General features: G+C 57.6%; 12 protein-coding genes. 4 read left to right on the top strand and 8 right to left on the bottom strand.

The genetic code is table 11. The features are described 5' to 3' along the window. The first annotated feature begins 192 nt into the window (after positions 1-192). Positions 193-528: a cyclic-phosphate processing receiver domain-containing protein gene (locus VSR72_RS32765; RefSeq protein ID WP_342956412.1), complete on the top strand. Its 336-nt coding sequence runs from the start codon at positions 193-195 to the stop codon at positions 526-528. Positions 529-714: 186 nt separating this feature from the next. Further along, complete coding sequence (locus VSR72_RS32760; protein WP_342956411.1) at positions 715-3,432, top strand: UvrD-helicase domain-containing protein; 2,718 nt, start codon at positions 715-717, stop codon at positions 3,430-3,432. 105 nt (positions 3,433-3,537) lie between these two features. On the opposite strand, the gene VSR72_RS32755 is transcribed toward VSR72_RS32760, so the two are convergent. After that, positions 3,538-3,822, bottom strand: coding sequence for an HU family DNA-binding protein (locus VSR72_RS32755; RefSeq protein WP_342956410.1), 285 nt, complete (start codon positions 3,820-3,822; stop codon positions 3,538-3,540). A gap of 182 nt (positions 3,823-4,004) precedes the next feature. On the opposite strand from VSR72_RS32755, the gene VSR72_RS32750 reads away from it, so the two are divergent. Further along, positions 4,005-4,340 (top strand): hypothetical protein, encoded by a 336-nt coding sequence (locus tag VSR72_RS32750; RefSeq protein WP_342956409.1) that lies wholly within the window; start codon positions 4,005-4,007, stop codon positions 4,338-4,340. A gap of 201 nt (positions 4,341-4,541) precedes the next feature. On the opposite strand, the gene VSR72_RS32745 is transcribed toward VSR72_RS32750, so the two are convergent. The 7 genes from VSR72_RS32745 to VSR72_RS32715 form a co-directional block, all read right to left on the bottom strand. After that, complete coding sequence (locus VSR72_RS32745; protein WP_342956408.1) at positions 4,542-5,831, bottom strand: hypothetical protein; 1,290 nt, start codon at positions 5,829-5,831, stop codon at positions 4,542-4,544. A gap of 429 nt (positions 5,832-6,260) precedes the next feature. After that, the gene (locus tag VSR72_RS32740) at positions 6,261-6,467 is read right to left on the bottom strand and encodes a hypothetical protein (RefSeq protein ID WP_342956407.1); all 207 of its coding nucleotides are present in this window, start codon (positions 6,465-6,467) and stop codon (positions 6,261-6,263) included. A gap of 17 nt (positions 6,468-6,484) precedes the next feature. Then, entirely contained in the window at positions 6,485-6,961 is a 477-nt protein-coding gene (locus VSR72_RS32735) for a Mov34/MPN/PAD-1 family protein (protein WP_342956406.1), read from the bottom strand. Next, complete coding sequence (locus VSR72_RS32730) at positions 6,958-8,682, bottom strand: ThiF family adenylyltransferase (protein ID WP_342956405.1); 1,725 nt, start codon at positions 8,680-8,682, stop codon at positions 6,958-6,960. The genes VSR72_RS32735 and VSR72_RS32730 overlap by 4 nt, the downstream gene beginning before the upstream one ends. Further along, positions 8,679-9,893 carry a nucleotidyltransferase gene (locus VSR72_RS32725; RefSeq protein WP_342956404.1) on the bottom strand — a complete coding sequence of 405 codons (1,215 nt, stop codon included), beginning with the start codon at positions 9,891-9,893 and terminating at the stop codon, positions 8,679-8,681. The genes VSR72_RS32730 and VSR72_RS32725 overlap by 4 nt, the downstream gene beginning before the upstream one ends. Positions 9,894-9,984: 91 nt before the next feature. Then, on the bottom strand, positions 9,985-11,586 hold the full coding sequence (locus VSR72_RS32720) for an SAVED domain-containing protein (RefSeq protein ID WP_342956403.1): 1,602 nt from the start codon (positions 11,584-11,586) through the stop codon (positions 9,985-9,987). A gap of 24 nt (positions 11,587-11,610) precedes the next feature. Beyond that, a complete protein-coding gene (locus tag VSR72_RS32715) occupies positions 11,611-13,164 on the bottom strand; it encodes a nucleotidyltransferase (RefSeq protein WP_342956402.1) in 1,554 nt (517 codons plus the stop codon). 181 nt (positions 13,165-13,345) lie between these two features. Between VSR72_RS32715 and VSR72_RS32710 the strand changes: the two genes are divergently transcribed. After that, the gene (locus VSR72_RS32710) at positions 13,346-14,287 is read left to right on the top strand and encodes a WYL domain-containing protein (RefSeq protein ID WP_342956401.1); all 942 of its coding nucleotides are present in this window, start codon (positions 13,346-13,348) and stop codon (positions 14,285-14,287) included. Positions 14,288-14,322: the final 35 nt, after the last annotated feature.

Genomic DNA, 14,322 nt, shown 5'->3' with positions numbered 1-14,322 from the left:
GCTCCGAGCAGGACCGCCCGGCAGTTCTGCCATCAGCACTTCGCGCGTCTACAGGAGATTTTGAGGACTCGGTGCGGACAACTGAACCGCCCCAACCTGAGGCCCCCACTGCTTACGGCCAGCCCTTCCGCTGGCAGCAGCAAGGGGGAGGCGATTGTTGCTGTATGCTATGACAGTCTTGGATTCCGCCACATGGGTTCGTTCATGCCGTACCGCCTTTTCATTGACGATCTGAGAGAGCCAACTTCGCCCGACTGGATAGTGGCTCGTGATTCCGCCTCGGCTATCAAACTACTTGAGACCCAGGGATGCCCGGTCGAGATCTCGTTTGATCATGATCTCGGCGGCGACGATACGGCCATGCCGGTCGCAAAGAGGATGATTCAGCTTGACCTAGACGCACGCGGAACCTACATTCCGCCGGATTTCCACTTCATTGTTCACAGTGCAAATCCCATCGGACGCGAAAACATCCACGAACTCCTCGCTCGGTATCTCGCATTTCGCATAGACCAACCCACCACGTAGCCGTATCCGTTCCGGATAGGCGGCGCGGCAACGGCCTCTTGACCGTCACCTTCACTGACGAGCATTCCCAACCTCGATTATTCTCGACGTCTAGCGAGTATCGTACGGACGGTCTGGACAACAATGGCACAACAATGGACGCCCTCCGCGTTGGGACGGTTCGTCACAAGGTCGGGCAGTTGGACCTTGCAACTGTTCGGTGACAGCCCCGACCTCACCCTCTCCCTTGACGGCAAGAGCTTTTCGGCTGCAAGAGAGGGGGACGAGGTGCGGATTCTTGTCCGGCCTGGCATCTTTTGGACCGCACTGACTGTCAAGTTTGCCGGCGTACCGCCCATCAAGATCGATGGGCTGCCCAATCGAAGCCTTGACGCGCTTCAAAGTGCGGTCGCCGCCTACCGTACTGCACATAGCCGCCTAGCAGAGCAAAAAGCGTTCAATACCGCCTACGAGCAGATAACAAAGTGGCTGGCACAGGTTGCAAAGCTTATGCAGGGCGCAAAAGAGAAGCGCAGGTGGATTACCCACGAAGAGCAGCAATCGCTCTTGCTGGCGCGCCCGAAGGTCACACTCGCAAACGAGAAACTTTGGAGCCTGTTCCAGGCGCCCCATGTTTATGCCGCACTTCCGAACCAAGCCGAGCGCGTCGAGAAAGCACTGAAATACTGGGAAGCGGATTGGCCCGCATTCTGTGCTCGTGCGAATCGCGTGCACATCAAGCGGGAGCTGGTCGAGTGCAAAGATCTGTTTGACCAGGTTGAGAAAAGCCCTCTAACGGAGGAACAGGCGCTTGCCGTGATCTGCTTTGACAATCGGGTACAGGTCGTCGCGGCAGCTGGGTCTGGGAAGACATCCACGATGGCCGGGAAGGCTGCCTATGCAGTGCACCGAGGAATTGCGCGGCCCGACCAGATCTTGATGCTGGCCTTCAACTCAGATGCCGCTGGCGAGTTGGTCGAGCGCTCGACACGAGCATTCGCCAGGATCGGGATTCAAAACGCGAAGGTCGCCGGAAAGACTTTTCATGCCTTGGGGTTGGACATCATTGGTAAGGCGACCGGTAGAAAGCCCAAAGTCCCAGATTGGGCGGCGGACACGGTCGCGGGTAACCGCAAGCTGGCCGAACTGGTTGACGGTCTGAAGGATCGGTCACCGGAGTTTCGTACCCGATGGGACCTCTTCCGTCTTGTGTTCGGGCGCGACCTCCCTCAGTTTGGCGTTGCTGGTGAGCCCGACACATGGAACAAGGATGGTACTGGCAAGGTTCTAACACTTCGGGGCGATCCTGTAAGAAGCCAGGAGGAATGCACCATTAGCGACTGGCTTTTCTACAACGGCGTGAACTACGAATATGAGCGGGACTACGAGTTCGACACTGCGACCGCTGAGCACCGGCAGTACACACCAGACTTCTACTACCCGGACATCAGGCTATATCACGAGCACTTCGCGTTGAACGCCGAGGGCGAGCCGCCATCGCACTTTGAGGATTACCTGAAGGGCGTTCAGTGGAAGCGCGCGGAGCACGCACGTCGCGGTACACAGCTCATCGAGACGACCTCGCACATGTTGAGGCGTGGCAATTGGGAACAGTACCTCGAGCGTGAGCTAACGTCGCGCGGAATTGTCCTCGACCCGAACCCGGCGCGCCTCCTGCCCCAAGAGGGACGACTTCCACTAGAAAACGAAGAGCTGATCTCCCTAATTCGCACGTTCATCAGTCACGTCAAAAATAACTCCTTGTCCATCGATGCCTTGCTCCAGGAATTGAGGACCGAGCGTGGCGACTCTTTCATGACCCGCCACGCAAAGTTCCTGGAACTCGTCGGCCCCGTCATGTGCGCGTGGGATAGCGCGCTTGCCAGGGAAGGCGGCATCGACTTCGACGACATGATTAATATGGCAGCGGACTATATCGAGTCCGGGCGATACGATTCGCCCTACCGCGTCGTGATGGCGGATGAGTTTCAGGACACCTCTCGCGCTCGCGCGCGCCTGTGCCGGGCCCTCGTCACGCGGCCCGGATCGTTCTTTTTCGCCGTCGGAGATGACTGGCAGGCAATCAACCGGTTTGCCGGCGCCGACGTGTCCGTGATGGGTCGCTTCATAGACTGGTTTGGCCATGGACAAGTGCTTCGGCTCGAGCGGACTTTCCGGTGCCCGCAGGAACTCTGCAATATCTCAAGCCGGTTTGTGAGCAAAAATCCGGCACAGTTGCGCAAGCGGGTACGCTCGGAAACGCCTCCGATCGGCCCAGTTATATCGGCGATTCAAGTCGAGCGGCGCAACCAGCTGCAGTCTGCTATCAGTCGCTATCTGGAGAGACTACATCGCCAACTGCTTGATGGGACCGTTCCCTCTGGGCGAAACGGGAGAGTCTCGGTATTCGTACTGGGCCGCTTCAACTATGAGGAGCGCTACGTCCCTACCGACTGGAGTGCGCGATACGGCAGCAGCATCACTCTCACCTTCTCTACGATGCACAGCTCTAAAGGGGCTGAGGCAGATTACGTGATCTTGCCAGCGATGCTCAGAAAGAGCTTTCCCGACCAACGAACCGATGACCCTGTTCTCGCAATGGCGATGCCGAAAGCTGACACGTACCGACTAAGCGAGGAGCGACGCCTGTTTTACGTTGCACTCACTCGCGCGCGCCGGTCCGTTGCAATGTTCACCGTCATGGGCGAGGCGTCGCCATTTCTCGATGAGTTAGTCGCAGATGATGCAGTGAAAGTCGTATCTCCGGACGGCGCCCTCATTGAAGAGAAACGGTGCCCAGCCTGTAAGACCGGCGTGATCGTGCAGCGCCACAGCGAATACGGTTCGTTCCTCGGCTGCTCTGCTTTTCCCCTTTGTGAGTACAAGCCACGGACGCGTCGCACCCGTGTCCGGAAGGCCACCTAGTGCGTTGGGATTCAGCATTCTGAACGGCTGAAGGCCGCCGGACCATGCGTCGGTGGCAGGCCTGGAGAAGCTCCCTCCGCGGCATGCCACAGGTAATCAGCTCGATTACTTTCGTGCACCGTTCACGGCGTCCTTGAACGCCTTACCTGCAGTGAACTTCACGGTCTTTGCCGCTGCGATCTTGATTTCCTGGCCTGTCGCCGGATTCCGGCCGGTGCGCGCGGCACGGCTGCCCTGACTGAACGAGCCGAAGCCCACCAGTTGTACGGCGTCACCCTGGACCACAGCCTCGGTGATCGCGCCAATGACGGCATCGATGGCTTCCCCAGTGACGGTCTTGCTCGAGCCAGTTGCGGATGCTACTGCGTCAATCAAATCCTGCTTGTTCATGAATTCTTTCCTCTGTCGATGAAGCAAATGAAAAGGTATCGCGTTCCCAAAGACGGTTACCTAAGCCACCGCATCCGTCCAGGAACTCGCGTACCGTAACGCGTGGCACACCTCGCACAAGCCCTTTGCGTCGACCACACGGTCTCCCGAGGGGCCGCTTCTACGCGGATCAACCCGCGGTTTTGCTCGCGACCCTCGACTTTCCCGACGCAGGAGCAGCGTTCGTTCAGTTGCAGTTCATGATCGAAAATAATTTCACGAAAATCGACGAGACTTCCGGCAAGATAGCACTCTCCAGCTCCGACGTGCTAAACGGCATGACAATGCTGGCAGGACAGATGGTTCAGACGGTGCTCGCAAACGACATCGACGCCACGATGCAGTTTTCTAATCGGTACTGCCCTCACGGTTTGTCCTTGGACCGGTCCCCGCAACCGCGGCTCGCCATCCTGCTGTACCGGCAGTTGCTATGCAGCGTCCCTCATTTATCGCTCATGCGCTTTGGACAACGCCATTGATGCATATCGTTTTCCAGTGCTCTCAGTCGACGGCAACTAAGCCATAGCGCGTCGAACCTGACGGGCAACGACACGCATTTGTCCGACTTGAGGTAAGCAGTCTTCAGTAACAAAGGGTGCTTCTTGCGAAAAGTTGGCGACTTGCACGACATCTGGACGATGAAGTCAGGGCGGCTCGCCTCCTGCGCGAGGGGCATGGGACTACCGCGGTGCGCACTCTTTCGGAGACGTTTCACACGTGGCTGCTCGCTGTTGTTCGTAGACGAGGTTAGCTTGGGCCGCGAGGGCTGCTGCGCGGTCTGTAGACGGTTGAGTTTCAGAACCCCGGTTAGCCGGATTGCGCTTATCAGCGATGTACCCCTCGTCGGTATCACTTTGTGTATCCTGAATGAAGAGACTTTGTCCGTCCAAGTTGACGCTGGAATTTACTCCACCGCTGTAGAAGAGGTTACATTGCGGATTTTCGGCCAATTGACTGGGTTGCGGTAGCGCGAAAGTACCTTCGATTGGTGCTGCGCCGTGCGCGGCCACTATCAGCACTGCAGCGTTCGCGGTTGGATTTGGGACCATCGGGAGCACTGTCGGATTCAAAATCGAAGCGTTCTTCAATGACACCATTATCTTGAACGTATGCGTGTCTAGTGCGATTGCGTTCTCACTGTCGTTGACGAGCACAGCCGTAACGGTGGCGTCTCTCTGCTTGTTTCCCCGGCATGTCATCAACTGAACGTCAATATGTGTTTGCGGTTTAGTCGCAGTCGGTGCGGGTGCCGATTTCTCTTGTGTTTTTTCGGAGGCAATCATAGCTCGACCGAAGGTCTCTAGGTGCGATGGAACACCCTTCATGCTGGAAATAGCACACAGCGCAGTGACCACGATTAGCGACGGGACGAGACGAAGACCTCGAGTAAGCGGCGAAGTGCGCAAAGAGGGTGTGACCACAGACAATGTCCCAACCAGGCCCAGCAATGGCCACCAAGCAAAAAAAAATGGTAGGTACTCTGAAATGACTAAACTCGCGAGTGGGATATGAAGCAACGCCGCCAGATGTGAATCGACAAATCGATGAGCACATGCAGAGACTGTCCAGCCTAGCAAAACTCCGGAAACCGAGTATCGAAGGATGGCTTGCGCCCTCAAACGTCGATTTGTCTTCAGGCGCTCGAACCACAGCCAGCCAGCGATGAGTCCGTCGCAGAAAAGAAAAATCACTGCCGCGTAGAGGAGCCACCGTGCGACGTCTAGCTCGTTCTTGGTAGCACCTGGATACTCGTCCGGAGTCACGAGGGACGCCATCGCTAGAAGGCACGCGCTCACAAATAGGAGAGTAGGTGCCGAAGGGATTTTTTGTGCCGCGTGAACTCTCACCGCTCCGTAGCGTGGGTATTTCCATATCGTGACTGACGCACGGAGAAAAGCGTACAGAAATCCAATAATAGCCTCAACAAGAGCGTCGAGCTGTTTCGGCAATTCGCCAAGTTCCTCCAACATCGGATGGCCTCTCTTTGTTTAGCTAATTTGGTGGACACAGCGATTACTTTATTAGACGACTGTGGCGCCCTTTCAGATGTGGAATCGTCTGGTGAGAGAACTCGTACTAATCGTACCCTATTGGAAGCGACCCGCGAGGGAGTTCACCAACACATTGAGTCTATTTGACAATCTACAGATTGCGTTTAGCACAGCATCGCGGTAACGCATCCAGGTCGGGGCCACCCGCTATGCACGATTTCGACGGTTTGAGGCTAAGAAGCGCATTATGACGAACCTAATTAAATACACACATTGATAGAGGAAAATAATCGAAGATGTGACCGACTTTCCAAGAAACGACATGCCGTAGGCGCTCCTTTAAGTCGATCCACGATCGGTCCCTTTCATGGATTTTATTCACGTCGATCACATTCCTGAACTTGCCGATCAAGTTGAAAGCCTCGTGTACCTGAGGCCTGCGGCACCAAGCACTTCAAGAAACTCCTCCGGCACCAAGGAGAAGTTGACAGCCCCGTCGAAGCCCGCACTCTCCGGAGGCTCAAAAACGACATGGGCGCCCTGCCCGCGGCTCCAATCCACAAAAAGCTCGCGGAATTCGCGGGCATCTTGTGCAGCTACAGCGACGGTGACCATTCCGTCCTCCAGTTGGCCTAAGATTCGACAAATACGGCTTTGTGCATCGCGTCTCCGTCGTGAACGCCAACATATAGTCCGTTAGGGAACGGAGCGGTGCCGACGACAACGAAGACGACTCCAGCAACACCGGCATCCGAGGCTGCCCGCGCATAGTCTTCCGCCAGCGCAATATCGTCTATCGAAGGGCTGGGATACGGCTCGGGATGGGTGTGCCATACGCCCACGCAATGCATCCGATTTTCAAACATGGTTCTACGTTCTGCTTCCGCTAACGCCTTGTCGATAACTACACGCGTCCTATGCGCGCATTTCGGTTGCAAAACCGTCGCAGTTTGAATCGACACTTCGCTCGAGGCGAGTGACGAGGCATACAACTGCCCGACGCTTTCCATGCTCCCGCTAGCGGCTTGTACATGCGCGCGAAGAATCTCAACAACCTCGTTACACAGCACCAGCTTTAAAGCTGTGCAGGGAATGGCAAACCGCATCATCCCATCCTCTCTTGTAATGCCAGGACGTCGCTGAGGCTGCGTGCCAGCCGAACAGAATGGAATACGTCGTCGGAACTCGGCACCAGCTGACCCGGCACCACATCAACTCCAAGCGACTCGAAATAGGCGGTCGATCGAACGATGGACCAAACCTTCGAAGAAGGCGACGTTTCCGCATCCAGGACGCTTAGAGTGCATTCGCACGAGGCCGCCGCCGCCGAGCTCACGTCCGCAATGCCATACTCGTGGAAACCGGCGTTGCACGCAGGCAGGACAATTTCCATCTCTTCGCGCCAGTCAGCTGCGTTTATCTGGTGAACAGGGTCGTCTGCGGGCCATACTGTGTCCTTGTCGATAAGCACGACGTGCGCTGCGGCACAAAACGGTTCCATCCACGCGTGCATGATCGGTGTGCCCGGGAATATGGTATTGCGTACTTCGCTGAGAAAACTGCGCACGCCCTCCTCGCCCGTACAGTCGACGACGAGGTCGAAATCCCCCGGGTGGCATTGCGCAAGGATCCAGTCTGCTGCCATCGCGCGGTGGCCTTTGACGACCGCGCCGGGAATGTCCGCATTCAGTTGTGAAGCAAGTTCAACCGCTTTGGACTTGAACAGCGCGCGCAGTCCGAGCGGATGCCGCGAAACGTTCTCGGGCATCAGTTCGTCCATGTCGACGAGCGTTACTGCCTGCAGACCGGCCTTCACAAGCCCGATCGCCAGCGGCGCGCCTAGCGACCCACATCCGAGAACGAGGACACGCTTTGGTCGACGACGCTCCATGCGCTCCAGGTGCTGGTCACGCACGATCGCCCAATCCGGGTCCATGCGTGTGACGTTGACAGGTACGATACCCGGCCCATCAAGCCCTGGAATCAGTGGTGCCGTAAGCTGGTAGCCGAAGGCCGCGTTGGACGACGTGAGGACGACGAATCCGGCGGCCGGCCCGTTCGGCTCGGCCATGCACCATTCGACCAGACGGAATTCGCCATCTGTTACGGTATGCGCGAGGCGGGCCAGTTCGCCAAAGGTCTTCGGCCAGTTGCTCGGGGTCCAGCACACAGATGCTGGCAGTGGAAGGAAGGCTGCGCGCGCCAATTCCAGCGTGCCGCGCGCGAGACCGTGTCTGCGCGCTAAGAAGTTCGGGTCGTTGTTCAAGCCGGCAGCGACGGCGATGCGCCCAGACTCGTAGATTGCGACACGCCCTTCAACAACGGAGTGGACGCGGCCGACGGCATTGAGCAACTGTCGTACAGTCCAGCGCATTTTCAGCTTCGCGCTGAACCCGCAAAAACGGCTCCAATATGCAAGCGACTCGCGCTCAAATTCGGCGGTGACCCAGGCGATATCGTTGCACCTGTCGAGGAACTCGTCGAACGCCGCGAGCGCCGTGTGCACCGCTTGCTCGGGATGCGCGTAGGCGCTGGAATCGCTGAGGTTTCCGAGACAGAGAAGCCCCGTTTCCTCAACATGCGGGAGTGTGAGACACAGGGCGCTGTCGACCATAATGCGAGGAGCACGTGCAGGAAAGCCGCGCGGCAAAACGAGTTTAACGCGCGTGCGGCCTCTCAGCGCAGGGTGCGGCAGTTCGAACTCCCACGTGTGGGTCGTGCCGGGCCGCCCGCTGACGCGCCTCAGGAACGCGGCACCTTCACCATCCAGCCACTGCACCACCGCCGCCACCTGGCCAGCGAATGGCGCAACTCGCTCTTCTGCACTCATGCGAGAGTGGTCTTCTTGGCACCAACTGGCACCGGCGCAACGGGGTCACGCCGTTCGCCTCCGGGCACAGTTTTCATAAGCGAATTGAGCAAGCCAGTAGGAGCTGGCGCGATGCTGGCCTTCCATGCGTCCACGCCGTGTTGCCCGAAGATCTCGCGAATGCGCGCCTCGTTGCTGCTGGAATACGAGTCCGAGAACAGCGCTTCCAAATCGCTCTTCAACTTTTCGTGCCAGCGGAAGAACTCGCCGGCACGCAGGCCCTCGTCCTCGTTCCACCGCTCCGCAAAATTCTCATCGGTGTTCGCGGGGTTGCTTACCGTGTACGTCTGACCATCGTATTCGACGTAGTCCGGCATGCGCTCCACAACATCGAGCAGAACTTCGATCGCGTTCGAATACATCAGACCGCTTTGATAGGCCGCGTTGTACGCCCACGTCGCCAATGTTACAAGGATCACGGAGATGGGCTTGCCTTCCTTCACCTCATCCGAACTGCCGAGATACATAAGGTCACGATGCAGCTTGATCAGCTGGACGGTACGCCTCAGGATATCGTCGATAGGCACCGGTTCCGAAGGTACCTCGTCAATTTGTTGGTACGCTTCGAACGCCCTTTTGAGCAATTCCTGGAAGAAGAACTTCTGATCCGCGGCTTCGCAGAACCAGTTAGCAAAGTCTTCAGGATTCGACGGGCTCCAGCCAGATTCAGGATCACGTACGCGCAGATCCGTGCCGGTGATGTCGAAGCTACCAGGCAGTGCAGGCGTGACGTCGAAATAGAACGGCTCGTTAGGGTACTGAAGACGCCAACAGCGCGGCTTCGGTTTCGGTTCACCAGCGGCATCATTGAGCCCGCGTAGCGCGTCGCCAAAGTCAGCGAAGAACTCGTCAGGGTCAATACCAATGAAGCGCTCACCGTCGAGCTTTACAACGATGTCGAGGTCAAACTTCTCCCTGCCGCGCGGCGCGACTGTGGTTTGCGTTCGCATCGAGCCCTGAATGACGATATGGACATCGGTCTCACCGACACCGAGCTTGCGTGCAACTTGCTTCGACAGCGTCTCGTAGTGTCCGGTTGCACGCTCGAATTCCTCCTTGCTCAACTCGAGTTTCGAGAGTAGTTGCACCATCAACTCCTGCCATTGCCGAGCCTCCTGGTCAACCGCCGCCTTCTCCATGAAGGCTTTCGCAAGTGTCCGTTTGGTATTCATTCTCTGGTCATCCTATGCGTTACGCTATCAACAATTTTGTTAAGCCCCGACGTCCTTGAACACCTGCTAGCCAGAAGTTGCTGCGACTCGCCTAGAGCAAGGAAATACCGCTGCCCGACTGCAGCTCCTCGACCCTGGCGTTGGAAATCTTGATGGTCGGGAAAAACGGTGTTCCAGTTCCCAGCAGCGTTTCGTAGCAGACGTAGGTCGCATGATTTCTTGCCTGCAATTTCTGGCCTACCTTGAAGCATGCGCTCGCCGGCGCACCGACAAAGAGATGAACGGTCTTGACCTTCCACTCGTCCTGCAGCTTCTCAACTGCTTGCTGGATCACCGCGGCCAGCAAATCGAGGTCCATCTGATGCGCAATGATATTCGCCCGTATGGAGGCCGGCTGGGATGCCGTTACCTCCAACGCGCCGACTGAAAATTTCCCGTCATTGAACAGTTCGGCGGGTAACCTGCTCGGTTCAACCTCATACGTCAGGGAGACAATGAGGCATGCTTCCTCCCTGTCAGCGTGCGGCGCAAGTTCCTTGACGCAATATTTGTCTGCCGCAGGGGGCGCAGCATTTTCATCGAACGCCCACTTCCCGCCCGGAAGATGTTGCGGGCGATCCCGGTCGTATTGGAACACGACAATTCGGCTGCCTTCACCAACGATTCGTCCAGCCAAAACCAGCATCGAAGTGCTGTGGAGCGGATAGATAGCCAGCGGCATCGCATTGCCCTCATGGCTCAACGTGCCATTCAAGCGCTTACGCAGCATCGGGATATCGTCGCGCAATGATTCGAAAAGCAAGCCCCAGTAGTGCGATGCGTGAGGATTGTGTTGATTACCGCCGTTGTAGAAGTAGCGTTGCGGGCCCGAAGGCGTCATGCGCATCAAACGGGTCCACATTGCCTCTTCCGCGTCGCGTTGGATGAACCGGGGCGCCTGCGCCGTGATGTTCCCCATCACAACTACGGGCAGCGCCTCTTCGTATCGAAGCGTATCAAGCAGTCTTTTGACTTCGTTGATGTTGTCCTGGCGCATATTGCGCAAGACATCGACCGTGAAACGGTCGGGATCAACGCGGTCAATACGACGGTGACACTCGTCGCACATCAACATGATGTTGTCGATCTCGTTTGAGCGGACCCCGGAAAGCAACTCGTCGCCCCGTGGCCCCTTCTTCGACGAGGCGATGATATGGGCGAAGTATGAAAAATTTCCTCGTGACCCGCTCAGGCTTTCCCGCTGAAGGTCCTTACCGCAGCCCGCAAACTGGCATCGCCAGCCACAGAGGTAGCCCAGGTACAACATGTCGTCCTTCTTCGGCGAATCTCCTCGGCCCTCCGCACCCGTGAGCTCCTCCGCGTCATGGAGCCAGGTGTCGATGAATTCGGGTGTTCCGGGTACGCTAGCCTCGGCCGAGAGTTCGTACGTCGACGGCGATTTATCGACTTCCCACCACCTGAGTGCCCCGCCATTCACGACGGCTTTTGCTGCTGCGCCACATCTCAGTCCGAAATCGCCGCGGCCGAACTCGGTCCATGCACTGGTGGCGCCCATTCGTGCCGCCGCGAGCGCGGTGAACCCGTTGGCCACGATAAGGAGTTCGCAGCCACTAGCTGCCTGCTCGCCAATAGCGCGTGCCAAGGCTTCGTCGCTAAGCGGGACGACGCTTTGGGTGTCAGCTGCTTCTGTCATTTTTGTTTCAGTCCTCTGAACGGTTCAGGCGATATTCACGACGAACGCGCCGCTGCGGGCGACCAGATGGCCTTGTTTGACAATGAAACACTCGATAGTGTGCGAGCCGGAATATAAGGTCGATTCGTGGCGCACGACCGAACCTCGTTCCACCGCGCCGAGGTCGAACCCGCCACGGAGCTGGTTTGCGCGAGTTGCTTCGAGGCCCGAGTTCACGACCTGCCAGTACACTTCAAAAGGTGCCGGCACATCCGTACTCATCTCGAACGTCAAGGACGCGCCCTTTCGCAACGGGTCCGAATCGCTATAGAAGCGTATCGGACGTGAGAACCCATTCGAGCGCCAGGTCGCCCTTCTTATCTGGGCAGTTCCCAGACGGACCACCGGCCAGGGTGCGCGCTGCTTATGCGGCGCGCTGATGAGTGCGGCACGGGACGGCAACAGTGTTGCCAGCGTACGAGCTCTCGACGGACGGGGAGCGCTGGCTTGCAAAGCAATGCGCTCACCCGTAAATCGTTTCGCCGCCTCCACAAGCAGAGGGGTCTGCCACTGCGCCGAAAGCACCGCGAAATCCTCGCGCGCCCTGTCCAGCCACGCATAGAAATTCCTGCGGCGCTCCGGATACTGACGCCAACGGTCGGCGAAGTTTTCCGCGGGGTCAGTCGGATTCAAAATCACGGCGTTGCCCTGTACATCGTGCGCGATGAAGGAGTCCATTCTTCGCAGGATGCTGTCAAGGGCCTGAGCCAAGGTGGGTTCGTTCTGATAGGCTTGCCCCGCAAGCGTGGTCAGAATGATAGAAATGGGTTTGTTCTCCGAATCATCGGCGAACATCAGGTCCCGGTGTCGCTTGAGAAGCTGCACTGCCTGCTGGAGAGGCGTCTTAACGCGGTACGAAGGGATGTCTTCGACCGACGCCTTCGCCTCAAGCGCCAGTGCACCGCGTCGAGCATCGAAGGCTACCTTCATGCGGCTACGGAACCATTTCTTGTAGCCCCTAGGGTTGCTGTGCGGCCAGGCATCGCAAGTAACGCCGTACAAGGGATGCTCGTTATCGGTGATGGCAATAGCGGTCTCAGTCCATTCGCTGCTCAATCCACGAACCTCCAGGAGACGCCGCATGCCTTCGCCGTCGGGGATTGCCGGAAGTGCGTCCAGATGGAACTGTGCGCCGTCTGCGTACTCGAGCGTCCAGCAGCGCCGGCTCTCACCGATCTCCTTCATGCCATGCGCCTTGGCGTAGAGCCTCATCTCATAGCCGAGCATCTCTTTCAACTGGCGCTGCGACAGATACTTGCCTGCCGCCTTCAGCTCACAAACGAGGTCGACGTCATAGTGTTCGTCCTCGTTCACAGGCTTGTTCGGGACGCCAAGGCTGAAAGACCCCTGAACGTATACATCCGGGTCGAAGTCTTTGAGCGTCGACTCGTCGCGCCCGAGCCACTCGCCGACCGACTTGTAGCGACGCTTCGCCTCCTCGTAGCGGGACGGCGGCACATCCAGTTCCTCCGCCAGCCGCTCCAAGTACGTCGTTGCACCAGCGGTCACCAGGTGCTGCGTTTCATATTCGGTCGTCATTGCAGGCTTCCTCTGATCTCTCGACCTCAAAGCATGTTGTGTCCCCAAATCTGGCGCAGCTGTCGACTTGGCCGCCCGGCAGAGACCTCACTACTATACGGAGGATCATACATAATCATTTTGATGATGTCACCAGGCAATGATGATTGACCGCCTTGACCATTTCGCCTAGCATGTAACCATGGCCAAAGTACAGACTGAGCGGCGACTCCATCTCTTGGAGGAGCTCCCTCGGAGTCAGCGCGAGCGACTCTTTCATATAGATTTCAAACTTTATTTCCTGGGTGAACTGCGGCGCTCAGATGTCGTCGAGCGTTTCGAGACAGGCCCGGCGGGGGCGACGCGTGACATCGCGTTGTACAGGGAAATAGCCCCGGAGAACCTTCAACTAGATCCCACCACGAAGGCGTACTTGCCGACGCAGGAATTCACACCGCTTTTCGAGCATCAGGCGCAACGCGTCTTGACCGCGCTCTCTCAGGGCTTCGGCGAAGGCATAGGGGAAAATCTGCAGCCAATGGTTCGCTGTGAATTTCCAAACGCACTAAGCCTCCCCAAGATGTCGGTCCTTGCACCGATCACACGAGCAATTCACCGAGGCAAAGCTGTCCGGTTGGGCTATACATCCGTTGACAGCGGAAAGACCGAGCGCGAAATCGTCCCTTTGGCCCTGGTAGACACCGGCATTCGTTGGCACGTGCGCGCGTTCGATCGAAAAAGCCAGCAATTCAGGGACTTCGTGCTAACGCGCATGGAAGACCCCACTGTTCTCGCAGACGAACCAGTTTTAAGTGGCGAAAGTGCAGAACACGACGTTCAGTGGAGTCGCCTAATCGAACTTGAGCTTGTCCCCCATCCTTCTCACCCACGCCCCGAAGTTGTGAAGTCCGATTACGAGATGCCAGAGGGCGTCTTGAAGGTCAAAGTCCGAGCAGCAAATGCTGGATATATTTTGCGGCGATGGAGTGTTGACTGCTCGCCGGACCATAGCCTTCGCGGGCCCGAGTACGCACTGTGGCTCGCTGACCCACTTGCATTGTATGGCGCGACTAGTGCCTCGTTGGCCCCAGGATATAAAGACCCAAGGCCTGAGAGTGAGCGCCGCGTGGTCCGAGCTCTATAGGTTTGAGTGCCGAGAGCATAGACGCGACTCGCTAT

It is taken from the genome of Paraburkholderia sp. JHI869, assembly GCF_038900775.1.
Taxonomy (GTDB): domain Bacteria; phylum Pseudomonadota; class Gammaproteobacteria; order Burkholderiales; family Burkholderiaceae; genus Paraburkholderia.
This window is presented reverse-complemented; position numbering and strand designations above follow the sequence as displayed.